This is a genomic window from Pseudonocardia ailaonensis (assembly GCF_039531635.1).
In the GTDB taxonomy this organism is placed as follows: Bacteria; Actinomycetota; Actinomycetes; order Mycobacteriales; family Pseudonocardiaceae; genus Pseudonocardia; species Pseudonocardia ailaonensis.
Window position 1 is genome coordinate 59,307 of record NZ_BAAAQK010000005.1, and the last position, 21,835, is coordinate 81,141.

Genomic DNA, 21,835 nt, shown 5'->3' on the forward strand with positions numbered 1-21,835 from the left:
AGAGAGGACGCCGTGAGCGCCCCGACCACGACCCCCACCGCGAAGCCCGCCGGATCCGCACGGCCCAAACCCGTCCAGCAGCTCGGCGACCGGATCTTCGCCGGTAGCGCCACGGGTGCGGGCATCTTCATCCTGATCGTCCTGGCGGGAGTGGCGGCGTTCCTCATCGCCCAGTCCATCCCCGCGTTCACCGCGTCGTCCGCGGACCTGCCCGGCGGCCGCAACATCGTCGCCTACATCGGCCCGCTCATCTTCGGCACGCTGCTGTCGGCGGTCATCGCGCTGGTCATCGCGACCCCGCTCGGTGTGGCGGTGGCGCTGTTCATCACGCACTACGCGCCGCGCCGGCTCGCGCAGGGCCTCGGCTACGTCATCGACCTGCTCGCCGCGGTGCCCTCGATCGTCTACGGCCTCTGGGGTGTGTCGGTCCTGGCTCCCGCGTCGCTGGGCTTCATGACGTGGCTCAACAAGTACCTGGGCTGGATCCCGCTGTTCGCGGGCCCCGTGTCGGCGACCGGCCGCACGATGCTCGTCGTGAGCGTGACGCTCGCCGTCATGATCCTGCCGATCATCACCGCGGTCTCCCGCGAGGTCTTCCTCCAGACGCCGAAGCTGCACGAGGAGGCCGCCCTGGCCCTCGGCGCCACGCGCTGGGAGATGATCCGGATGGCGGTGCTGCCCTTCGGCCGCTCCGGCATCATCTCCGGCTCCATGCTCGGCCTGGGCCGCGCGCTCGGCGAGACCATGGCCGTGGCGATCATCCTGTCGGGCTCCGGCATCGTGACGTTCAACCTGATCAGCTCCGCCAACCCGTCCTCGATCGCGGCCAACATCGCCCTGCAGTTCCCGGACTCCACGGGCGTCGCGGTGAACGTGCTGATCGCGTCGGGCCTGGTGCTGTTCGTGATCACCCTGCTCGTCAACTCCATCGCGCGCTGGATCATCAACCGGCGCAGCGAGTTCTCGGGGGCGAACTGATGACTCTGGAAACAGGCACCGAGAAGAAGACGGACGCGGAGTTGGCCGAGGAAGCCCTCGTCCCCATGCCGCTGGTGCGCGGTGAGCTGCCGCGCTGGGCGCCGTGGGTCATCCTCGTGGCCGCGCTCGTCGTCGTCGGCGGGATCCTCGCCGCGGCCGGCAACTTCAGCATCGCGCTCACCCTGGTGCTGGGCGCGGTCGTCTACGCCGTCGCCACGTACGCGATCTCCCGTGGCGTGGAGGGCGGGCGCAAGGCCACGGACCGGGTCGTGACGATCGTCGTCACCACGGCCTTCCTCATCGCCCTGGTCCCGCTCATCTCGGTGCTCGTCACCGTGATCGAGAACGGCCTGGCGCGCTTCGACGGGGCGTTCTTCACGAACTCCATGCGCGGCGTCATCGGCGAGGGCGGTGGTGGCTACCACGCCATCATCGGCACGCTCATCGTCACGGCCTTCGCGGCGATCATCTCCATCCCCGTCGGCATCCTCACCGCCGTCTACCTGGTGGAGTACGGCAAGGGCAGCAAGCTGGCCCGGTCCATCACGTTCTTCGTCGACGTCATGACGGGCATCCCGTCCATCGTCGCGGGCCTGTTCGCCTTCGCCTTCTTCGCGCTGTTCGCCGGGCCCGGCATCCGCTTCGGCTTCGGCGGCTCGGTCGCCCTGTGCATCCTGATGATCCCGGTCGTCGTGCGCTCGACCGAGGAGATGCTCAAGATCGTCCCCAACGAGCTGCGCGAGGCGGCCTTCGCCCTGGGCACGCCGAAGTGGCGGACGATCCTGAAGGTCGTCATCCCGACGTCCGTCGCGGGCATCGCGTCCGGCGTCACGCTGGCCATCGCCCGCGTCATCGGCGAGACGGCCCCGCTGCTGATCATCGCCGGCCTCACCGTCGGGCTGAACGTCAACCCGTTCTCGGGCCGCATGACCACGCTGCCGGTGTTCGCGTACAACTCCTACGCGGCCCCGGGCGTCCCGCGCGAGCCCTTCATCGACCGCGCGTGGACCTCGGCCCTCGTGCTGATCCTCATCGTCCTGATCCTGAACCTGCTGGCGCGCCTCGTCGCCAAGCTGTTCGCCCCCAAGACCCGCTGAGGCGAGGAAACACCATGAGCAAGGCAGTCCACGCCAAGGACCTGAACATCTACTACGGCTCCTTCCTCGCGGTCGAGGGCGTCACCATCGACATCAAGCCGAAGACGGTCACCGCCCTCATCGGCCCGTCGGGGTGCGGCAAGTCGACCTTCCTGCGGTCCATCAACCGCATGCACGAGGTCATCCCGGGCGCCCGCGTCGAGGGCTCGCTGACCCTCGACGGCAAGGAGCTCTACGGCGCCGGCGTCGACCCGGTGGGCGTGCGCCGCCAGATCGGCATGGTCTTCCAGCGGCCCAACCCCTTCCCGACGATGTCGATCTACGAGAACGTCATCGCCGGGCAGAAGCTCAACAACAAGCGGGCCGGCAAGAAGGTCACGGACGAGCTCGTGGAGCGCTCGCTCCGCGGCGCCAACCTGTGGAACGAGGTCAAGGATCGCCTCGACAAGCCGGGCTCGGGCCTGTCCGGCGGGCAGCAGCAGCGGCTCTGCATCGCCCGCGCGATCGCGGTGCAGCCGGACGTGCTGCTGATGGACGAGCCCTGCTCGGCGCTCGACCCCATCTCCACGCTCGCGATCGAGGACCTGATCAACGAGCTGAAGAACGACTACACGATCGTCATCGTCACGCACAACATGCAGCAGGCGGCCCGGGTCAGCGACTACACGGGCTTCTTCAACATCGAGGGCACCGGCAAGCCGGGGCACCTGGTGGAGATGGACGAGACGAAGACGATCTTCAGTCAGCCCAAGCAGAAGGCCACCGAGGACTACGTCTCCGGCCGTTTCGGCTGAGCCGACACGGGGGAGACGCACTGGGGGAGGGACGCCGGTGGTGCTCGCGCCACCGGCGTCCCGGCCGCGCACGGGGGATCAGGCGGTCCGCCCGCCGCCGAGGATGTGCGCCCGGCTGCGGTCCGCGATCCGCCGCAGCGCCAGCCGGCCACGCTCGACGTCCCCGGACCGCACCGCCTCGGTGATCTCGAGGTGGTCGTCGACGGACGGATCGAGGTTGCCGTGTTCCGGCAGCATCCGGGACAGACAGTCGAGCGCCAGGTTCCGCTGCGGCACCCGGATGGCGAGCATCGTCCGGGCGAGGATCCGGTTGTGGGCCGCGTCGGCGAGCGCGAAGTGGAACTCGCCGTCGGTCTCCACGAACAGCTCGTGATCGGTGCGGGCCTGCCGCATCCGCTCCGCGACCCGGATCAGCCGGGCCAGGTCGTCCGGCGTCCGCCGCCGCACGGCGAAGTCGATGATCGAGGACTCGATGGCCTCGCGGGCGTCGACGAAGTCGACGTACTCGTCGACGTCCGCCGCCTCCAGCGGGAAGGACGCGAACTGCTCGCCCTGCGCGGTGGTCGCGACGAACGTGCCCACGCCGTGCCGGGTCTCCAGCCATCCGCGCGCCTGCAGGGTGCGGATGGCCTCGCGCACGGTCAGCGTCGACACCCCTGAGGCCGCGGCGAAGTCCCGCAGGGACGGGATCGCGGCCCCGGGCGCCCACTCGCCGCTGGCCAGCCGCCGGGTCATCTGCTCGACGAGCTCGTCGACGACGCTGACCCGCCGGACGGGCGCGACGTCGCCCGCGCGCTGCGCGCCCTCGATGCCCCGAGCCACTTCGCCAGCCTAGCCGTCGGAGCGACACCCGGTGGACACCACTGTTTAAAACACTTAATGTCCTTCGGTGCGTGGACGCACGGATCGAAGGGACTCGCTGTGGAGACCACACAGATCAGGCTGACGGTGAGCGACGGGCTGGCCCGGATCACCCTCGACGGGCCGGGCACGCACAACGCCCTGGACCCGGAGAGCGCCTCGGCGCTGGTCGCGGCGTGCGACGAGGTCGACGCGGACGACACCGTGGGGGTCGCGGTGATCACCGGCGCGAACCGGACCTTCTGCTCGGGCGCGGTGCGGGACTTCCTGACGGGCATCGGCGAGCGGCCGGCGGACGTCGGCTACGACCTGATGGGCACGGTGTACCGGGCCTTCGAACGGGTCGGGCGCCTCGCCGTCCCGACCGTCGCCCGGATCGAGGGCGCGGCGGTCGGCGCCGGGCTGAACCTCGCCCTGGCCACGGACCTGCGGATCGCCACCGAGGACGCCCTGCTGCGCTCCGGGTTCGCCCGCCTCGGCATCCACCCGGGCGGCGGGCACCTGCACCTGCTGGAGCGGGCCGCGGGCAGGCAGACCGCCGCGGCGATGGGCGTGTTCGCGCGCTCGCTCCGGGGCCGCGAGGCCAAGGCGCGCGGCCTGGTGTGGGACGCCGTCGGCCCCGACGCGCTCGACCCGGCCGTCGACGAGGCCTGCGCCGCCCTGCGCGCGGACCCGCCGTTGGCGCGCGCGATCAAGAAGAGCCTCGAGCTGACCACCTCCCCGGTGGAGCGGTGGAGCGCGGCGACCGAGGTCGAGCGGGCGCGCCAGCTGTGGTCGCTGGGCCGTCGCGTGGCCGGTGCCCGGTGAACGGGAGCACCTCGCCTTCGCGGCCGTTCCGGGTGGTGGTCTCCACCGTGCTCGGCTCCTCCGTCGAGTGGTACGACTTCCTGATCTACGGCACGGCCGCGGCGCTCGTGTTCGGCCCGGCCTTCTTCCCCTCGGCCAGCCCGGTCGCGGGGGTCCTGGCGTCCTTCGCCACGTTCGCGGTCGGGTTCGTGGCGCGGCCGATCGGCGGTGCCGTGTTCGGGCACATCGGCGACAAGGTCGGGCGCAAGCGGGCGCTCACCGCGGCCCTGCTCCTGATGGCCGCGTCGACGACGCTCATCGGGCTGCTGCCCACCTATGCCGCGGTGGGACCGCTGGCCCCGGTCCTGCTCGTGGTGCTGCGGTTGGTGCAGGGCGTCGCGGTCGGTGGGCAGTGGGGCGGGTCCATGCTGCTCGCGACCGAGCACGCGCCGCGCCACCGCCGCGCCCTGTACGGCAGCATCCCACAGCTGGGTGTGCCGGTCGGCCTCGTCGCCGGCAGCGTCGTCTACCTGGTGCTGACCCGCGTGATCGCGGCGGACTCCTTCTCGGTCTGGGGCTGGCGGCTGCCGTTCCTGTTCAGCGTCGTCCTGTTCGGCGTCGCGTACTACATCCACCATCACGTCGCCGACAGCCCCGAGCTCGGGGCGGACGCGGAGCGGTCGGCACGGACGGAGAAGTCGCCGGTCCTACAGGTGATCAAGGAGCGGCCGGGTGCGATCGTGCTGGCCGGTGTCGCGTACGCCGCGGTCCAGGCCGCCTTCTACATCGCGGTGACCGGGATCGTCGACTACGGCACCCGCGTGGTCGGGATGAGCAAGAACGAGATGCTGGGCGCGGTGCTGATCTCGATGGTGGGCTTCGCCGGGGCGCTGATGCTCGGTGCCTTCCTGTCGGACCTGATCGATCGCCGGATCGTCTTCGCGATCGGGGTGGCGTGGACCGGGGCCTGGGCGTTCGCCCTGTTCCCGCTGGTGAACGGCGGGGGTTTCCGACGCGTGGTGCTGGCGCTGTTCGTCGCGCAGCTCGGCGGCGGGTTCGCCACCGGATCGCTGCCCGGCCTGGCCGCGGCGATGTTCCCGGCCCGGTTGCGCTACTCGGGCGCCTCGCTCGTCTACCAGCTCGGCGCGATCGTCGGCGGCGGGCTCGCACCGTTCGTCATGGTCGCGCTCCTCGACGCAACCGGGAGCTCGGTGTTCGTCTCCGTCTACCTCGCCTCGACGTCCCTGGTCGCGCTGGTGCTCATCCCCTTCGTCCGGGTCGCCGAGGAGCCGGCGGTCCCGGTGGCGGACCCGGACGAGGCCACCTGCGCCACCGAGATCAACAACGCCTAGACGCTCCCTAGACCTGCAGCGCTTCCGGGTGCTGCCCGGTGACCATGAAGACGGTCCGTTCGGCCAGAGCCACGGCGTGGTCGGCGATCCGCTCGTAGAAGCGCGCGAGCAGGGTGAGGTCGACGGCGGCGGGGATGCCACAGGTCCAGCGCTCCCCGAACATGAGCGCGAACAGGTCGCGGTGCAGCTCGTCGACGCGGTCGTCGTCGGTGGCCAGCTCGAGCGCCAGGATGACGTTGCGGGTGCGCAGCACCTCGGCGACCTTGCCCATCATGGCGGCCGCGGCATCGGCGATCGCGACCACCGGATCGTGGGCGACCTCCGGGACCGCGGACCTCGGCCCGTGCCGCAGTGACGACTCGGCGACGTGTCGGGCCAGGTCGTTCACCCGGGCCAGCTCGTGCGCGGACTGGAAGGCCCACACCACGGCCCGCATGTCCGGGCCGACCGGCGCGAAGATGCCGATCGTCTCGACCGCCAGGAGCTCGATCGCGGCGCGGCGCTCGTCGATCGCGGGGGTGCGCCCGACGACCTGCTCGGCGAGCCTCGTGTTGCCCTCGAGCAACCCGGTCGACGCGGAGCGGCACGCGACCGCCGCCGCGTCGGCCAGCTCCCCGAGCAGCGACTGGAGCTGCGCGATGTTCTCGTCCAACGTCTCCCGGCGCACCCGGTCAGCCTAGGAAGCGAAGGGTCTCGTTTCGGGCGGGTCCCGATGAACGGTCGATGAACGCGCCGTCCTATTCGTCACCGTCGTCGATGCGGAAGCCGACCTTGAGGCCGACCTGGAAGTAGTCGACCGAGCCCGCGTCGAGGTGCCCGCGGATCTCGGTCACCTCGAACCAGTCCAGCTCGCGCAAGGTCTTCGCCGCGCGCTCGACGCCGTTGCGGATCGCGGCGTCGACGCCGTCGGGGGAGGTGCCGACGATCTCGGTCACCCGGTACACGTGGTTGCTGGGCATGCCGGGGAGTGCCCGCTGGGAGTGCGGACGTAAACGCGAGGTTTCTACACCGCGAGCGGGCCCGGCATCTGCCCGGTGACCACGTAGACGATCCGGCGCGCGACGGCGACCGCGTGGTCCGCGTAGCGCTCGTAGAAGCGGGCCAGCAGCGTGACGTCCACGGCGGCCTCGACCCCGTGGGTCCAGGTGCGGTCCATCAGCACGGTGAACATGTGCTTGTGCAGGTCGTCCATCGCGTCGTCGTCCGACTCGAGCTCGGCGGCGGCGGCCAGGTCGCGGCTGCGGATCACGGTGGCGGCCTTGTGGGCCAGGGCGACGCCCACCTTGCCCATCTCGGCGAAGTACGGCGCGATCTGCTCCGGCAGCACCGGCTGCGGGTGCCGGCGGCGCGCGGCCTGCGCCACGTGCAGCGCGAGATCACCCATCCGCTCGATGTCGCCCGCACCGTGGATCGCGGACACGACGATGCGCAGGTCCGTGGCCACGGGGGCCTGCAGCACGAGCAGCGCGAACGCCTTCTCCTCGGCGGTGTGCCGGATCTCGTCGATCTTGACGTCCTCGTCGATGACCTCCTCGGCGAGCCGGAGATCGGCCTCGAGGAGCGAACGGGTCGCCTTCTCCATCGCCCGGGCGACGTCGTCGCACATCCCGGCGAGGCTTTCGGCGAGCTCGTCGAGCTGTTCGGTGTAGGCGTCGCGCATGCTCCGAGGGTAAAGGGGAGCCCCCGGACGCACGACAGCAGGAGGTGAACCGGGGATGAACGATCAGGTGCAGGTCGCCGCGGGTTCCTGGGCCGTCGTCGCCGGTGCCTGCTCGACCGGGGCGCGGACGGTGCCGTCGAAGCCGCGGCCGAGGACCAGCTGCAACGTGCCGGTGCTGCCGGGGTCCTGCACCAGCGTCGCGCCGGGCACGACCGTGCCGAGGAGCTGTGCCGCGTCCGCACGGTCCGGCGAGAAGCGCAGCACGGTGTCCGGTGAGGGTGCCGCGGCGTTGCCGACCTCGCCGATCCCGAAGCCCAGGGACCGCAGCGAGCCGCTGACCTGCCCGGCCAGCCCGGCCCGGTCGGAGGCGTTCTGGATGCCGACGGTCACGTCCCCCGGCTTCGGCCCGGCGGTCGAGGCCACCGGCGTGGTCGCCTCGGGCAGCGCCTGGTGCTTGCGCAGGGCGCCGAACAGCCGTCCGGCCTCGGTGTCGCGCAGCTCGCGGTTCCCGCGGGTGTTCGGCACCGCCGAGACGGGCACCGGCACGAACGCGGCCTGCGGTCCGTCGAGGCGGTCGAGCGATCCGGTGACGCGGAGCAGGTCGTTCACGTCGACGTCGTCCGCGAGCATGCTGCGGCTCAGCGCCGCGGCGAAGTCCCGGGTGGAGACGGGATTGAGCAGCGTCGACGCGGACAGCGCCTGCCCGAAGGTGGCGGCGAGGAGCTGCTGCTGGCGCTGCGCCTGGCCGTAGGACGCCGACGGGTCGCCCTGCACCTGGCCGGCCTCGGCGAACCGCACGGCCTGGTCGCCGCCGAGCCGCGAGGTGCCGGCCTGCGGCACCACCGGGCCCAGCACGGCGTCCACGACGGGGCGGGTGACGCAGACGTTCACGCCGCCCAGCGCGTCGACCATGTCCTTGATCCCGGGCAGGTCCAGCGCGACGAACCGGGTCACGGGCATGCCGGAGAGCTGCTGGATGGTGCGGACCAGGCAGCGCGGACCGCCCACCGCGTAGGCGGACGAGAGCGGGATCCGGGTCTCGGCGGGAACGGTGCCGCCGACGTACGCGGCCGCGGCGGCGTCCCAGCGGGGGCACGGCGGCCGGTTGATCTCCAGGTCGAGCGGGAACGAGACGCCCGCGGCCTTGCCGCCGTCCGCGGGCAGGTGCGCCAGCATCAGGGTGTCGGAGCGGCGGGCCGCGGTGGTCGTCTCGCCGGAGCTGCCGGACGCGGTGCCCAGGATCAGCACGTTCTCGTCGCCCTGCTGGGCGGCGGCGTCGAGCACACCGGTGCCGGGGTCGAGCGCGGCGACGGTGCGGATGGTCGAGTCCATCCAGCGGGTGGCGCCCCAGCCGAGCGCGAGCCCGGCGAACGTGAGCAGGGCGGCCGCGGCGGCCACGATCCGGCCGATCAGGCCGCGGCGGGAGAGCGGGGGTGCGGGCGGGGCCTCGAGTGCACGGGAGCCGCGGGTCACACGGTGCTCGGGCCCGCCGTCCTCGGCGTCCTCGTCCGGGAGGTCCTCGCCCCTGTGGATCGCGGTCAGCCGGATGAGGCTCGCGTCGATCCGGTCGACCCGGTCCTGCTCTTCGTCGACGATCTTGTCGACGAGTGCGGTGTCCTCGCCGCGGGGAGCGGTCGACCGGCGGTCGGGACCCGACGGCGCCGTCGAGGGCGCGGAGGGGGCCGAGTCGGCGATCGCGGCCGGGGGGCGGATCTGAGCAGCGGGGGGCTGCTGAGCAGCGAGGGACTGCGGCGGTGCGCCGGGCTGGGGGGCCGCCGGGCGCGGAGGCTGCGGTCCACGCTGCGGAGGGCGAGCCTGCTGAGGCCGGGGCCGCTGCACGGGCTGTGCCGGCTGTGTCTGTGCCTGCTGTGTCTGGGGCGGCTGTGCCTGCGGGGTCTGGGCCCGCGGTGGCTGTGCCTGCCGCGCCGGGGCCTGCGGTGTCAGTGCCTGCGTGGCCTCGGCCTGCGGGGTCTGTGCCTGGGGGGTCTGGGTCGGGGGAGTCTGGGTCTGCGTGCTCCGGGCCTGCAGTTGCTGGGGCTGCGGCTGCCGGGGTCGCTGCGGCACCTGGACCGTCTGGCGGAGGCCGTTCGGGCCCGGCCGGTGGGGGCCGGGTGGACGCGGAGGGATGCCGTTCGGGCCCTGGCGCGGTCCCGCAGGCCCTCTCGGTGCCCCGGCCGGCCGGGGCGCCGTCGGGGCGACGGGCGCCGACCGCTCCGCAGCGCGCGTCGGGGAGACGGGACGGGGCTCGTCCTCCCGTTCCAACCAGGGCTCGGGAGCGGGCTCGGCCGGCGCCCGGATGCCCAGGCGGGCCAGGACGTCGTCCGGCCCGGAGTCCTCGAGGCGGCGGGAACGGCGGCCCGTGCGGGAACCCTGCGACGCCCGGTCGTCCTCGTCTCGCACGTCACCTCCCGGTCCCACCTCGAGCGGGAAGGGCGCCCCGGCCGTCACCGACCGTGCACGCCTCCGGCCGAAGAGTTTACGGAGCGCGTCCCCCCGATCAGGGGGAGGGTGGGGGGAGCCGCCGGCGAGTCGCTCGCCGGCCCGCGGCGCCCCAGGTAGACGCCTCGCGGCGGTCTCGTCGACGCCGTGCGGCGCATCCACCGGGAACGCCGCGGACCCGACGGGGATCCGCCGGACGCTCCCTACCCTGTGGTGCGAACGGGCTGCGGGATGGACCGCCGGGCGCCGGCCGCGCCGGCCAACCGCACCCGTCCCCCACGCGACGCGCGGTAGGCGACGGCGTTCCGCCCGGACTCCTTGGCCGTGTACAGCAGCAGGTCGGCCTCGCCGATCAGCCGCTCCACCTCCACAGGCCGCACGGCCGCGTGCGCGACCCCGATGCTCACCGTCACCCGCAGGTCGGGGTGCAGGTCGGACCAGTCGTGGCGCGCGATCCGGTCGCGTGCCTGCTCGCTGATCTCCACGGCCTGGGCCAGGTCCCGCCCGGGCAGCACGAGCGCGAACTCCTCGCCGCCGTAGCGCGCGCAGAAGCCGGAGTCCGGCAGGGCGGCGTCGAGCTCGGCGACCATCCGCTGCAGCACCCGGTCGCCGAAGAGGTGCCCGTGGGTGTCGTTGACGGCCTTGAAGTGGTCGATGTCCACCAGCGCGAGGCACAGGCCGGTCGTCCGCAGATCCACCTCGGACAGCAGCGCGGCGAGGCGCTCGTCGAGGTAACGGCGGTTGTAGCTGGCCGTGAGGCTGTCGCGGCGGCTCTGCTCCCGGGCCTCGGCGTGCTCGCGGCGCAGGCGGTCGAGCTCGTCGTACGGCTCGCCGCCGAGGAGCTGCACCGCGGCGTGGAGGTGCTCGTAGGCCTGCTCCCAGGAGCCGTCCGAGGCGAGGCGCTCGGCGGCCGCGGTGTGCAGGGCGGCGCGGTTGCGGGCGGAGGTCGGCGGTGTGCCGTCCGTGTCCGGCCCACTCACCAGCGTCCGGACCGTCCCCATGACGTCCACCCGATCACCTCCCCCGCTGTCCCTATTGTCGACGTGACGGGTGGTGCCCTTGAGACGCAGGAGACGTTCCTACCCGTTCGCGTACCGCTCCACCCGACCGGGCGAGCGGCCCGCGACAGCGAGTTTCAGCCGCCGGAGTGCTCGAGCTCGGCGCCGAAGGGCACGGACGGGTCGTCCGCGTCGTCGAGCCAGTGTTCGGGCAGCACGACCTTGCCCGGCGAGCCCTGCCGCCCGCGCGGGCCCTCGGCGTCCGCGGGGAACTCCTGGTCAAGGTCGAGTTGGGCGAGCAGGTCGTCGAGCTGGCCGATGCTCTCGACCATGCCGAGCGCGCGCCGCAGGTCCCCGCCCACGGCGAAGCCCTTCAGGTACCAGGCGATGTGTTTCCGGACGTCCCGGATCCCCTTGTGGTCACCCATGTGCTCGCACAGCAGCACGGCGTGGCGACGGAGCGTCTCCGACACCTGGCGGAGGTTCGGCGGTGTGGGCAGCGGGCGACCCGCGAAAGCGGCCTCCAGGTCCCCGAACAGCCACGGCCGGCCGAGGCAGCCCCGCCCGACCACGACGCCGTCGCACCCCGTCTCGCGGACCATCCGCAGCGCGTCCGCCGCGGAGAAGATGTCGCCGTTGCCCAGGACCGGGGTGGTGGCGGGCAGGTGTTCGCGCAGCCTGCTGATCGCCGACCAGTCCGCCTGCCCCGAGTAGCGCTGGGCGGCGGTGCGCGCGTGCAGCGCCACCGAGGCAACCCCGGCGTCGACGGCGATCCGCCCGGCCTCGAGGAAGGTCTCGTGCTCGTCGTCGATGCCGATCCGCATCTTGACGGTGACGGGCAGGTCCCCGGCGTTGTCGACCGCGGCTCTGACGAGCCGCTCGAACAGGCGGCGTTTGAAGGGCAGCGCCGCACCCCCGCCGCGCCGCGTCACCTTGGGGACCGGGCAGCCGAAGTTCATGTCGACGTGATCGGCCAGGTCCCGCTCGCGGATCATCCGCACGGCCTGGCCCATCGCGGCCGGGTCAACACCGTAGAGCTGCATCGACCGCGGCTGCTCGTCCGGGTCGAACGTGATCATGCGGAAGGTGAGCGGGTTCTTCTCCACCAACCCACGGCTGGTGATCATCTCGCAGACGTAGAACCCCGCGCCCTGCTCACGGCACAGCCGGCGGAACCCCGGGTTGGTGATGCCGGCCATCGGCGCGAGCACCACGGGCGTGGCGACCTCGTGGCGCCCGATGCGCAGCGGCGGCAGCACCGGTCGGGTGGCGGGGGGTGCGGAGTCCAGCAGTGTCACGGGGCCCCATTGTCCACGTTTCTAGAAGCCGACGGTCACGCAGGCCAGCCGGGCACCCGCGTCGCCGGCCGAACCCTGGGCGGTGGAGGTGTGATGGTCGTGCAGCACCACGGAGTTCGGACGCCGGTTCGCCGGGAACGACCAGTTCACCTTGGTGCTCCCCACACCGGCGCCCGAGGCGTCGGTGGTGAGGTCGAGCCAGATCTCGTTCTTGGAGTTCGCGTACTGCGGGTTCGTGCTCGGCTGCTGCGGGTCCTGCTTGTACTGGAAGTGCGGCCCGGCGTCCGCCCCGGTCGCGCCGCAGACCTTGGTGTGGGCGTGGGCGCCGTACATGTGGTTCGGCAGCATCCCGGACACCTCGAGGGTGACGACGGTGGTCCCGTCCGCGGAGCTCGACGTCACCGCCACCTTCGACCCGACCGGCACCTCCTGCGCGTTGTAGGTGCGGGCGGGCGAGGTGTTCGTGCCGAAGACCGCCGAGATCTGGCGGTACCCGTCGTCGCCCCCCTCGGCCGAGGACGCCTGGGTGGTCCGCGGAGCCGCGGTGGTGGGCCGGGCGGCCGTCGTGCTCGTACCCGTGCTCGTGGAGTGCCCCGCGGGGTGGCCCGCCGTCGTCGGGGCTGCCGCGGTGGTGGTTCGGGCCGGCGAGGAGGAGCCGGACCCCAGCGAGGGGATCAGCCCCCCGGGCGACGCGAGAGCAGTGGCGGTGACCAGCCCGGACGCGCAGGCGGCGACTGTCACCGCGGCGAGCAGGCTCCTGAGAGACGGACGCATGGGAGAAGTGTGCCCACTACGGAAAGTGACGTTCACTCACCCCCTGTGATTCCAGGGTTCGCCTGGTCCGGGGGTCGACAGCGGCCCGGTAGTCTCGTCCGCCGGGGGCCACGGAGGCCCCGAGGGCCTCTAGCTCAATCGGCAGAGCAGCGGACTTTTAATCCGCGGGTTCAGGGTTCGATCCCCTGGGGGCCCACCCCTCCTGAACAGCGACTATCTCTTCGCTCGCTGTTTGATGGCCTCGGTCGTGACACGAGTTGTGACACGAGTGGTCGCTACGCTGCTGGTCATGCCACGTGCCGGGGCGCGCAGACGTACGCGGGGGAGCATCGACCCGCTGCCCAGTGGCGCACTCCGGGTGCGAGTGCATGCGGGCGCCGACCCCGTGACCGGCAAGCGGCACACGCTTGTCGAGATCGTCCCTCCGGGCCCACGGCAGGCCGCGGAGGCCGAAGCCGCACGGACGCGGCTGCTCAACCAGGTCGACGAGCGCCGCCACCCACGGACCGCGGCGACCGTGAACCAGCTGCTCGACAAGTACTTCGAGGTCCTGGCGCTCGAGGCGACGACGACGTACACCTACGTCGGGTACGCAGACAAGCACATCCGTCCGCTGATCGGGCAGGTCAAGGTCGGCGCCCTCGGCGGCGAGGTCTTCGACTCGCTCTACGCCGAGCTGCGCCGGTGTCGAGATCACTGCGACCGTGGCCCTCGCACCGACCATCGGACCTCGCGAGCGCACGACTGCGACGAACGCTGCCGACCACACGAGTGCAGGCCTCTCGCGAACGCTTCCATTCGACATGTCCACTTCATCCTCAGCGGGGCGCTCAAGAGGGCCGTGAGATGGCGCTGGATCGCCGCGAACCCGATCGTCGAGGCGGAGCCGCCGACAGCTCCGCCACCCGCGCCTGCGCCGCCGTCGGCCACGGAGGCGGCGGCGATCCTCGCCGAGTCGTGGAAGGACCCGGACTGGGGCCTGCTGGTCTGGGTCGTGATGGTGACGGGCCTGCGCCGTGGCGAGCTGTGCGGCCTGCGCTGGCGGGATCTCGACCTGGACCGTGGCACGCTCACGGTCGCTCGCGGCATCGCCCAGCGAGACGGCCGGGCCTGGGAGAAGACGACCAAGACGCATCAGCAGCGACGGCTGGCGTTGGACGACGAGACCGTGGAGCTCCTTCGCGCGCACCACGAGACGTGCGGCGGTCGAGCGCAGGCGCTCAGCGCCGTTCTGGCCAGCGACGCGTTCGTGTTCTCGCTCGCCCCGGACGGCTCGACGCACCTTCTCCCGGACTCCGTGTCCCAGCGGTACGGCAAGCTCGCTCGCAAGCTGGGGATCGCCACCTCGATCCACAAGCTGCGCCACTACTCGGCGACCGAGCTCATCTCCGCGGGTGTGGACATCCGGACCGTGGCCGGCCGCCTGGGCCACGGTGGCGGCGGCACGACGACGCTACGGGTCTACACCGCCTGGGTCGCGGAGTCGGACCAACGCGCGGCGACGAACCTCTTCTCGCGGCTCCCGGCGCGGCCGGCCGAGCGCGCCAGGCTCGACGATCCGTCCTTAGTGGCCCGCCACCCCTACGAGGTACTCGCCGTCGAGCTTCGAAGGGAGGTCGAGAACGGAACCTGGACGGAGTGGCTGCCGTCGAACAAGGAGCTGGCACGGACCCACGACGTGTCGGTCGGAACGGCCCAGCGCGCAGCCAGGCTCCTGGCCGAGTGGGGCGTCGTGGCAGTCCTGCCTGGCAGAGGCGTCCGAGTACTCGCCCCGACAAAGCAATAACCCCGGTGATGTAGCTCGCCGAGAGGGCGGCCAGGGATCGCTCCGGGGTCTTCGCTCACCATCGTACGGAGGACAACGCACAGTGTCGAGTCCGAGACTGCCCCCGGCAGCGGTACAGCGACACCTCTCGGCACCGCGGCTCGCGCCCTACGTCGCCGCGTGCAGCGGCGACTTGGACCGGGCCGTCGATCTGTACCGCTGGAACGCTGCTGTCGCGGCAGCCTTCTGGGAGGTCGTCGGCCACGGCGAGATCATCCTCCGCAACGCCATCCACGACGCCCTCACCGAGCGCCACGGTCGCAGCCGTGCGCCCGGCGAGTGGTTCGACGACCCCCGTCGCGAATTCGAACCTCGCGCGCTGGACGACATCGCCGCAGCTCGACGCCGTGCGTCGCGCACGTCTCCGAACCCGCCACCGGGAAAGATCGTCGCCGAGTTGTCCTTCGGCTTCTGGCGCTACCTCCTGGCCCGTCGCTACGCGCCGACCCTGTGGCCCGCCATCCGCCACTCCTTCCCGCATCTGCCCCGCGGTGGCCGCAACGACCTGGAGCGCGCCGTCATCCGCCTCCACCTCCTCCGCAACCGCATCGCCCACCACGAGCCCCTCCTCCGCGAGAACCTCCCGGCCCGCCACGCCGACCTCGCGTACCTGCTCGACGCGATCAGCCCGGCGGTACGGGCATGGGCGCTCGACGACGACCGCCTCGCGATGCTCCTGTCGGACCGTCCGTAGGACGGTCCGCGAAATCCGCGCAATCCGCAAATCTCTGAGATCGAGCAGGCAGCCGTTGCCAGCAAGCCGATGCCACCAAGCCGAGTTGCGCGGATTGCGCGGATTCTGCGGACTGCATCTGTCGCTGAATGCCAGGCGAACTCCTCTGACGATCGGCGAGCTGATCACGCCCGAACATCTCTGACGTTCCGCCGTCCACCACGCCTGCGCGAGTCGATACCGCCCGAACGACTACCGAGAGTCAGAACACGCCACAAGATCAACACGAGCACACCAAGGCATCGCGATCGTCGGGAGTGGCTGCCGTCACCGTGCGAGGTTGTGGACGCGAGTCTTCCGCGGATGGTTAAGATCAACAGCGGGTCGTAGGCGCTGCTGCTTAGACTTCCTGACCTGACCAAGCGCTGCGGGCATGCGGTCGCCCACCGGTCCCCGCGCGGCGCACGCATGCACGCACTTGGCGACGCTGGCGTCTCAATCCGTAACGCGGCGAAGTTGTGGGCAGACAACCATTTCATGAACGACGAGATCGTCCCGAGCGAGCCGAATCAGCCTGCACCCACGATATTCCGCGAGTTTCTATATGCGGATCTGGAGCGTGCGCGGTCGCTGTTCGCTCAACGACTGGGCGGCGTTCCAGAAGAAGATAAGACGACAGACAGCAGTATGCGACATTTTGCCGTAGGTGCGAAACGTGTGCTTGGGATGGGTCGAGAGAGTGGCCGGGAGACCTACGAGCAGAGGTCACTGCTCGACGCGCTATTTCCTGCGCTCGAAGAACTATTGGAGGCCGAGGAGTGGCTTACCGACATCTCCGATATCGTGCATGATGAGGAGGATGAAGACCCGAGCACACTCCTAGAGGTGATCGAGGCCGGCTCGATAATTCGCGTGACCGCATACGGCTCATTATTCGACGCCGAGTACTTTGCTCGCATCCTCGGTGGCGCTTCAGTCGCCGCTGATGGCATCGCCGGCGTGATGAAGCCGCCAGCGGAGGGCGCACCTCAGCCGCGCCAGAAGCCTAAGGGTCAGCGAGGCAAGCCGCCAATTGGCGACGGCGTCAGTCGGCCAGCTCAGCTGGAGGATCTGGTCGAGGACTTCCCTGCGGAGTTGATGGGAGGTGGCGCAGTTACGGCAGACCAGTTTCGCTCCATGATTAGAGTGGCGCGCGGAATGTTTCCTTCCGGCCTACATCTGACGCTGGAAACCGATGGGGGAGTAGGCTGGACTGCTACTGCCCGTCTGCAGAAGGGGCGACAGTATCTTGAGGCAGACCCCGACGTGTTGTTTTCGCGGTACGGAACTGCGGCACAGGAATGGACCATCGTGGGGTCCATTGGTTACTTCACTGAGAGTCCAGAGGCTCCTAGTCTTACGGAGGCCAGCTTTCTTGGCCCGAACAATCAAATTAGCAGAGCCGCATTCGTTGCTGGACTCAATTCGATGCTCGGCTTCGTGGCAGGCATTGGAATGGCTGACGCACCCCCTTATCCAGGATTCTCCATCATTCCGCTTGCGGTTTATAGAAGCATTCCAAAGGCGGCTCATGCCGTAGCTGAGTGATTTCTTGGGTGTCGTATCGGTGGGCTAGTTCGCGGTCCGGCGCAACTCAGCGGTTGTCGCCTGCAGGGTAACCATGGCTCGCGGGCAACCGAGGAGTCCTCGCCGGGCGGGCAGGACTCCGTCGGCAGACAGGAACCGCGTTCATACCGAAGCGCTCTCCCTGCCTGCGCTAACGCCTGACGATCTCCGACCGAGCACACTGATAACCGTCAGTGAAGGCCGGAGGACTCGCAGTGGCAAGGCGAATCGGGGGCAGGGGCGGTGGGAGCGACAAGGGCAGCAGCGGAAGCACGAGCCTCCTGATCGCACTTGGCATCGTCTTCGTCGCCACCACCGGCGGCGGCGCAGCTGCTATCGGCTCAGCCCTCTCCTCCGGTGGCGCGTCAGTGTCCAGCGGCGCCAGCTCCGGAGCACGCAGTGGCGCCAGGGTGAACAGCAGGAACTCCAACACCGTCGAAGCCCGGATTGTCCGGCAGGGTGTGCGAGTGGCGGGCAAGATCACCGACGACTCCGCGGACTGTGTCGGCAACTCGTACGGCCAGGTCCAGGACTTCTTCTGCACCAACCCGTGCACCGCCTTGCACCGTGCCTCCTTCGAGCTACGTGACTCAAAGGGCGATGCTGCGATCGTCGCGGTGTCCTGGGCGGAGATGCCGACCGAAGCGGGCGCCCGCGCGCTCAAGCAGCTCATGGACAGGCCCGGCACCGGGAACGTGACTGAGCTGTCCCGGGAGCGCGGCAAGTACCGGAGCGTGCGCTACACCGGCGACGCCTACGCCTCGCGGCAGGACGGAACCGTCGTCACCAACGCACAGGCAGAACCCGTCGCCCGCGGCTGGGCCGGCCTCGCACTCGCGACCATCGTCACTAACGCCGCCGAATAGGCCGGTACGGATCGCTTGCAGAGTCACGAGGGGCCGTCGGATCGTGATGCCTAGGTGTGACTCGGTTCGTGATCTTGTGTCTCGGTCGTCGTCGAGAGCGGGGCGTGACACGTGCTGTGACACGGAATCCTGCTCAACGGGGAGACTGCTGGTGTCATGGAGACTGCGGCCGAGAATGTAGATGCAGGTAGAAGGCTTGTGATGCACCGCACGGTGGCCTTTTAATCCGCGGGTTCAGGGTTCGATCCCCTGGGGGCCCACCCAATCGCAGGTCAGGACGTCTGCCCCGGCTCCCTACCATGATCAGCCCCCGGAATACCCCCGGAAATGGGTTTCAGGGCCGCCGTGCCGAAGACCTCCAGGACGGCCGCCGCCCCGGTCCGCTCGACCTTCCGACCGAAGTGGCGTCCTGCGTCGGCTACGTCGCGGCCCTCGGCGGCACGGTCACGATCAGCCGAGAAGACTCGGTCGGCATCCAGCTCGACGACGGCATGCAGATGGTCTTCCACCGTGGGGCCGGCTATCGGGCGCCGACGTGGCCCTCGCCCGAAGTCGGGATGCAGATGCACCTGGAGTTGCTGGCCGACGCCCCCGATGCCGCTGTCGCCCGCCTGTGCGCTCTGGGAACCACGCGCCTGGACCACGAGCCAGAAGCGCATACGGGCTGACCGTGCTGTTCGACTCCGCCGGCCATCCCTTCCGCGTCTTCGCACCGCCTTAAATTGACAGGCTGTGGACCTGACAGGCCTTCGCTCGCGGCCCGCTCGACCTCCGCGCCGGTCCCGGGGCTGCGGGCCGACACCCGGCCGTCGTGAGCGTGGTCCCGCACGGCTACGCCAACCCGGGCGGATCCGGGAGGGACCTGGCGGCGGCCCGGTTCACGAACGTCGACTTCCTGCGGCATGAGGGTGCGCCCCTCCAGCTTTTCTGGATATCGATGTTCATGAGAGCCCAGGGTCGATTCCGAATGTGACGTGAAGGTGCGCCGATCGGTCTACGCAACGTTGCGTAGTGTCGTACTGACCTGTACGCGGTTTACTGGTATTGGCCGCCAGAAGGGCGGTGAACTCGCACCTAATTCGAATGGAGAAAAATGACCATCGAGGATCAGAGGATCGGTTTTGATGTGGCGGCCGCCGACTTTCGTCCTGGTCTGCCGGTGGCTCAGCGGATCAGGGAGGACGCGTCTGCCGCTCAGCTCGCTGGAACCGCGGCGATTGCCGTCGGCAGTTCGGGCACCTTCGTCGACAACGGCACGGACCGGTGGCATTACCTCATCCAGCCCGGAACCCCGAACGTCCTGAGCATTCAGCTGCAGGTGAGTGACACTGTCACCTGGTGGAAGCAGATCGAGGTGTCGGCGAGCTACTTCGGGTCGTGGTTCCCGATCCGCACACTGGAGACCAAGGATGACAAGCGGGTCGCCACCGTCGATCTCACCCCTACCGACGCCCAGTCCGGCACGTTGAAGCTCGAGTTCTGGCGCGCGGGGGTGCTCGGTTTCGGGGTGCGTGTCATTACTCTGCTCGTCGACGTTCCGTCGAACCTCGGGAACAAGATCGTGTACCTGTGCGACCGGCCTGAGGATCTCTGACAGGCGCGCGAACCCAGATCAGCAGCGGGTCAGGGCTCGCTCAGACCCGCTGCTGAGGGGGGATTACTCCGCTCCTCCCGTTCGAGGAACCATAGGGCGGCCTGCAGTCGATCATGCACGCCCAACTTGGTGTAGATGTTGCCGATGTGGACCTGAACGGTGCGTGGGCTGATGCGAAGGGCTCGTCCCATGGCGGCTGCGGTGAGTCCCTCCGACAAGAGGTGGAGAATGTCGTTCTCTCTGCGGGTCAGCCCTGTTGTGCCAGTTCCGGTGGCATGGTGGCTGGCTGCACGCAGGGCGTGATGGGCGGCGAGCACCCCTTGCAGCAGATAGGCCGCGGCAAGGTCCGTCTCCGTGAAGCATTGCCCGCGAAGCCGATTGAAGGTGTAGACGAGCCCCGCACGTCTGGCGGAGTGGACGCGCACAGGTATGAGCAACTGATGTTCGACACCGCGAGTCCCCAATAACGTCTCGTAGGTGGGGGTGGCTCGGAAGGTAGGCCAGTCCACCAGGTCCCGGAGGAGAAGCGGTCGGCAGCCACCATCGGCAGATGTAATGGCCCTGGTTGCTGGATGGTTGGATATCGCGCTCGCCAGGTCCGGTTCGGAGGGCAACTCAAATCTCGGGAGCATGTCAGCCTGAGCCGTCCCCGCGCTGAGGTCGACCCGGTTGAATGCCGTGTACTCGGCTCCGACGGCGGTAGACATTGTCTCGCATGCGGCCTGGACCAGTTCTGACTCGGTCCGCACGTCGCCGATCATCCAGGCAAGCGTGAGGGCCGCGCGATAGATGCGGTCGGGGACCTGCGCGGCGGCGGCCCTCACCGAAGTAGGCCGAGTGCGCGGCACCGTTCGATCGCTTCAACCCGGCTTCTGACCTCCAACTTGCGGTATGCATTTTCCAAGTGCTTGTTGACAGTCCGTGGGCTGATCCGGAGGGCTCGTCCGATGCTGACGTTCGTCATGTTCGAGACCAGCAGGCGCAGAACGTCGAGCTCCCTTGCCGTCACCTTCATGCGCTGGGCCGCAATATCTGCCTTGGCCGGGTCGAACGCTCTCGAGGTGAGGGCCCTGTGCAGGGACACCACCACTGTCTGATAGGTACGCGCTTGAGCGAGTTCCTCGTGTGTGAAGTCATTGTCGTAGCGATTGAAGGCGAACGCGGCGCCACTCGTGGCGTTTTTGTCGAGATAGATGGGCACGTTCATCTGAAACCGCATTCCGAACGGTACGAAGAGCTCGGCGTAGGTCGGACTGTCCTCGAACTCGCGCTGGCTCAGATGATCGGTAACCCTCGTCGGCATCAATCGAGGTGTCGAGTTGTACGAACGTATGACGGGGTGGTCCTCCATGATCTTCGTCAGGCAGGCCGTCGCCAACGGGCTCCAGTGCTCATCTGGGAAGACGGCGAGCCTGATGCTGTTCGTCCGCAGGTTGATTTCAGTGACTCCGTGGGAGTCGACCCTGATGAATGCGGCGGAGGCGATACTTGCTTCTCTCAGCAGAGTCTCGGGGTCCCGCACTGCGGCAAGCTGCCATGACAGATCGAGAAGCTTTTCATGTGTGCTTGTGTCGAGTTGCACAAATGCCTCCGCGCCGAGTGCGACTAGACGATAAGTGAGAGTAGTTTGACTTGACTGTTACGTATGCGCGCCAGCTGGTCGATACGAAGTAGTACGTATCGACACGACACAGGTGGTAGGTGGTGTGGGAGCGACTCGGTGTTCCGAGCCTGGTGGGTTCGAGGGCCCGATGACCGAGGTATAAGGCGAGGGCGAGATGGCGGCCTCTGGGTGCGGGGACTACGCGGCCGGGTGCTTCCGCGGCCGTCCCGGCCGACGCTTCATCGGGATGATCCGGCCCTGGTCGAAGATCTCCCCGCCCCACACCCCCCACGGCTCGCCCCGCCGGACCGCGCCCTCGAGGCAGGCCATGCGGATCGGGCAGGGGGTGCAGAGGTGTTTGGCCCGGTCCAGGTCCTCGGGCGACTCGGCGAACCACAGGGCCGGATCCGCGCGGTGGCAGGGGAGTGCGAGGTCCGGGCGGACGGCTCCCCGTCGCCCGCCCGGACCTCGGTTCCGGCCGGGTCCCCCACCCGGCCGGGCGGCCGCACCCACTGTCCCCCGAACGGCGGGAGTCCCGCCGTCCACCGCACTCGGTGACCACCGTGGGAGCAGCACGCGAACGACTCTGCCCGCTGCGGCGGCCGGGCGGATCCGGAGAAAGTCCTGATCTC

At 69.8% G+C, this 21,835-nt stretch carries 22 protein-coding genes and 1 tRNA gene; 12 read left to right on the top strand and 11 right to left on the bottom strand.

All coding sequences use genetic code 11. The features are described from left to right. Positions 1–12: 12 nt before the first annotated feature. The 3 genes from pstC to pstB are packed head-to-tail and all read left to right on the top strand — an operon-like array spanning position 13 to position 2,869. Positions 13–978: a phosphate ABC transporter permease subunit PstC gene (pstC, locus tag ABD324_RS08835; RefSeq protein ID WP_344414410.1), complete on the top strand. Its 966-nt coding sequence runs from the start codon at positions 13–15 to the stop codon at positions 976–978. Continuing rightward, the gene (pstA, locus tag ABD324_RS08840; protein ID WP_425565767.1) at positions 978–2,075 is read left to right on the top strand and encodes a phosphate ABC transporter permease PstA; all 1,098 of its coding nucleotides are present in this window, start codon (positions 978–980) and stop codon (positions 2,073–2,075) included. The genes pstC and pstA overlap by 1 nt, the downstream gene beginning before the upstream one ends. 14 nt (positions 2,076–2,089) lie before the next feature. Continuing rightward, positions 2,090–2,869, top strand: coding sequence for a phosphate ABC transporter ATP-binding protein PstB (gene pstB / locus ABD324_RS08845; RefSeq protein ID WP_344414412.1), 780 nt, complete (start codon positions 2,090–2,092; stop codon positions 2,867–2,869). A gap of 78 nt (positions 2,870–2,947) precedes the next feature. On the opposite strand, the gene ABD324_RS08850 is transcribed toward pstB, so the two are convergent. Then, entirely contained in the window at positions 2,948–3,691 is a 744-nt protein-coding gene (locus ABD324_RS08850) for a FadR/GntR family transcriptional regulator (protein ID WP_344414414.1), read from the bottom strand. 99 nt (positions 3,692–3,790) lie between these two features. Between ABD324_RS08850 and ABD324_RS08855 the strand changes: the two genes are divergently transcribed. Continuing rightward, entirely contained in the window at positions 3,791–4,537 is a 747-nt protein-coding gene (locus ABD324_RS08855) for an enoyl-CoA hydratase/isomerase family protein (RefSeq protein ID WP_344414416.1), read from the top strand. Further along, positions 4,534–5,868 (top strand): MFS transporter, encoded by a 1,335-nt coding sequence (locus ABD324_RS08860; RefSeq protein ID WP_344414418.1) that lies wholly within the window; start codon positions 4,534–4,536, stop codon positions 5,866–5,868. The genes ABD324_RS08855 and ABD324_RS08860 overlap by 4 nt, the downstream gene beginning before the upstream one ends. A 7-nt stretch (positions 5,869–5,875) precedes the next feature. On the opposite strand, the gene ABD324_RS08865 is transcribed toward ABD324_RS08860, so the two are convergent. From ABD324_RS08865 to ABD324_RS08895, 7 genes are all read right to left on the bottom strand, one after another. After that, positions 5,876–6,535, bottom strand: coding sequence for a phosphate signaling complex PhoU family protein (locus ABD324_RS08865; RefSeq protein ID WP_344414420.1), 660 nt, complete (start codon positions 6,533–6,535; stop codon positions 5,876–5,878). Positions 6,536–6,605: 70 nt separating this feature from the next. After that, complete coding sequence (locus ABD324_RS08870) at positions 6,606–6,827, bottom strand: dodecin (protein WP_344414422.1); 222 nt, start codon at positions 6,825–6,827, stop codon at positions 6,606–6,608. 44 nt (positions 6,828–6,871) lie between these two features. Beyond that, complete coding sequence (gene phoU / locus ABD324_RS08875) at positions 6,872–7,528, bottom strand: phosphate signaling complex protein PhoU (protein ID WP_344414424.1); 657 nt, start codon at positions 7,526–7,528, stop codon at positions 6,872–6,874. A gap of 63 nt (positions 7,529–7,591) precedes the next feature. Further along, the gene (locus tag ABD324_RS08880; protein WP_344414426.1) at positions 7,592–9,928 is read right to left on the bottom strand and encodes an LCP family glycopolymer transferase; all 2,337 of its coding nucleotides are present in this window, start codon (positions 9,926–9,928) and stop codon (positions 7,592–7,594) included. A gap of 242 nt (positions 9,929–10,170) precedes the next feature. Further along, the gene (locus ABD324_RS08885) at positions 10,171–10,968 is read right to left on the bottom strand and encodes a GGDEF domain-containing protein (protein WP_344416300.1); all 798 of its coding nucleotides are present in this window, start codon (positions 10,966–10,968) and stop codon (positions 10,171–10,173) included. A gap of 134 nt (positions 10,969–11,102) precedes the next feature. Next, entirely contained in the window at positions 11,103–12,263 is a 1,161-nt protein-coding gene (dusB, locus tag ABD324_RS08890) for a tRNA dihydrouridine synthase DusB (RefSeq protein ID WP_344414428.1), read from the bottom strand. Between the two features lie 21 nt (positions 12,264–12,284). Continuing rightward, positions 12,285–13,037 (bottom strand): superoxide dismutase family protein, encoded by a 753-nt coding sequence (locus ABD324_RS08895; protein ID WP_344414430.1) that lies wholly within the window; start codon positions 13,035–13,037, stop codon positions 12,285–12,287. A 123-nt stretch (positions 13,038–13,160) separates the two neighbouring features. Between ABD324_RS08895 and ABD324_RS08900 the strand changes: the two genes are divergently transcribed. From ABD324_RS08900 to ABD324_RS08930, 7 genes are all read left to right on the top strand, one after another. Next, positions 13,161–13,233: transfer RNA gene (locus tag ABD324_RS08900), tRNA-Lys, on the top strand. A gap of 93 nt (positions 13,234–13,326) precedes the next feature. Further along, positions 13,327–14,823: a tyrosine-type recombinase/integrase gene (locus ABD324_RS08905; RefSeq protein ID WP_344414432.1), complete on the top strand. Its 1,497-nt coding sequence runs from the start codon at positions 13,327–13,329 to the stop codon at positions 14,821–14,823. Positions 14,824–14,905: 82 nt separating this feature from the next. After that, positions 14,906–15,556: a hypothetical protein gene (locus ABD324_RS08910; protein ID WP_344414434.1), complete on the top strand. Its 651-nt coding sequence runs from the start codon at positions 14,906–14,908 to the stop codon at positions 15,554–15,556. A 516-nt stretch (positions 15,557–16,072) separates the two neighbouring features. Beyond that, complete coding sequence (locus ABD324_RS08915) at positions 16,073–17,122, top strand: DUF6414 family protein (RefSeq protein WP_344414436.1); 1,050 nt, start codon at positions 16,073–16,075, stop codon at positions 17,120–17,122. Between the two features lie 485 nt (positions 17,123–17,607). Further along, the gene (locus tag ABD324_RS08920) at positions 17,608–18,006 is read left to right on the top strand and encodes a hypothetical protein (protein ID WP_344414438.1); all 399 of its coding nucleotides are present in this window, start codon (positions 17,608–17,610) and stop codon (positions 18,004–18,006) included. Between the two features lie 299 nt (positions 18,007–18,305). After that, positions 18,306–18,674, top strand: a complete 369-nt coding sequence (locus ABD324_RS08925; protein WP_344414440.1) for a VOC family protein — start codon at positions 18,306–18,308, stop codon at positions 18,672–18,674. 425 nt (positions 18,675–19,099) lie between these two features. Next, entirely contained in the window at positions 19,100–19,600 is a 501-nt protein-coding gene (locus ABD324_RS08930; protein ID WP_344414442.1) for a hypothetical protein, read from the top strand. 29 nt (positions 19,601–19,629) lie between these two features. Here ABD324_RS08930 and ABD324_RS08935 read toward each other — a convergent pair whose 3' ends face one another. The 3 genes from ABD324_RS08935 to ABD324_RS08945 form a co-directional block, all read right to left on the bottom strand. Next, positions 19,630–20,424 carry a helix-turn-helix transcriptional regulator gene (locus tag ABD324_RS08935; RefSeq protein ID WP_344414444.1) on the bottom strand — a complete coding sequence of 265 codons (795 nt, stop codon included), beginning with the start codon at positions 20,422–20,424 and terminating at the stop codon, positions 19,630–19,632. Then, entirely contained in the window at positions 20,421–21,182 is a 762-nt protein-coding gene (locus ABD324_RS08940) for a response regulator transcription factor (RefSeq protein ID WP_344414446.1), read from the bottom strand. The genes ABD324_RS08935 and ABD324_RS08940 overlap by 4 nt, the downstream gene beginning before the upstream one ends. A gap of 219 nt (positions 21,183–21,401) precedes the next feature. Continuing rightward, positions 21,402–21,716, bottom strand: coding sequence for a WhiB family transcriptional regulator (locus ABD324_RS08945; protein WP_425565839.1), 315 nt, complete (start codon positions 21,714–21,716; stop codon positions 21,402–21,404). Between the last annotated feature and the right edge of the window lie 119 nt (positions 21,717–21,835).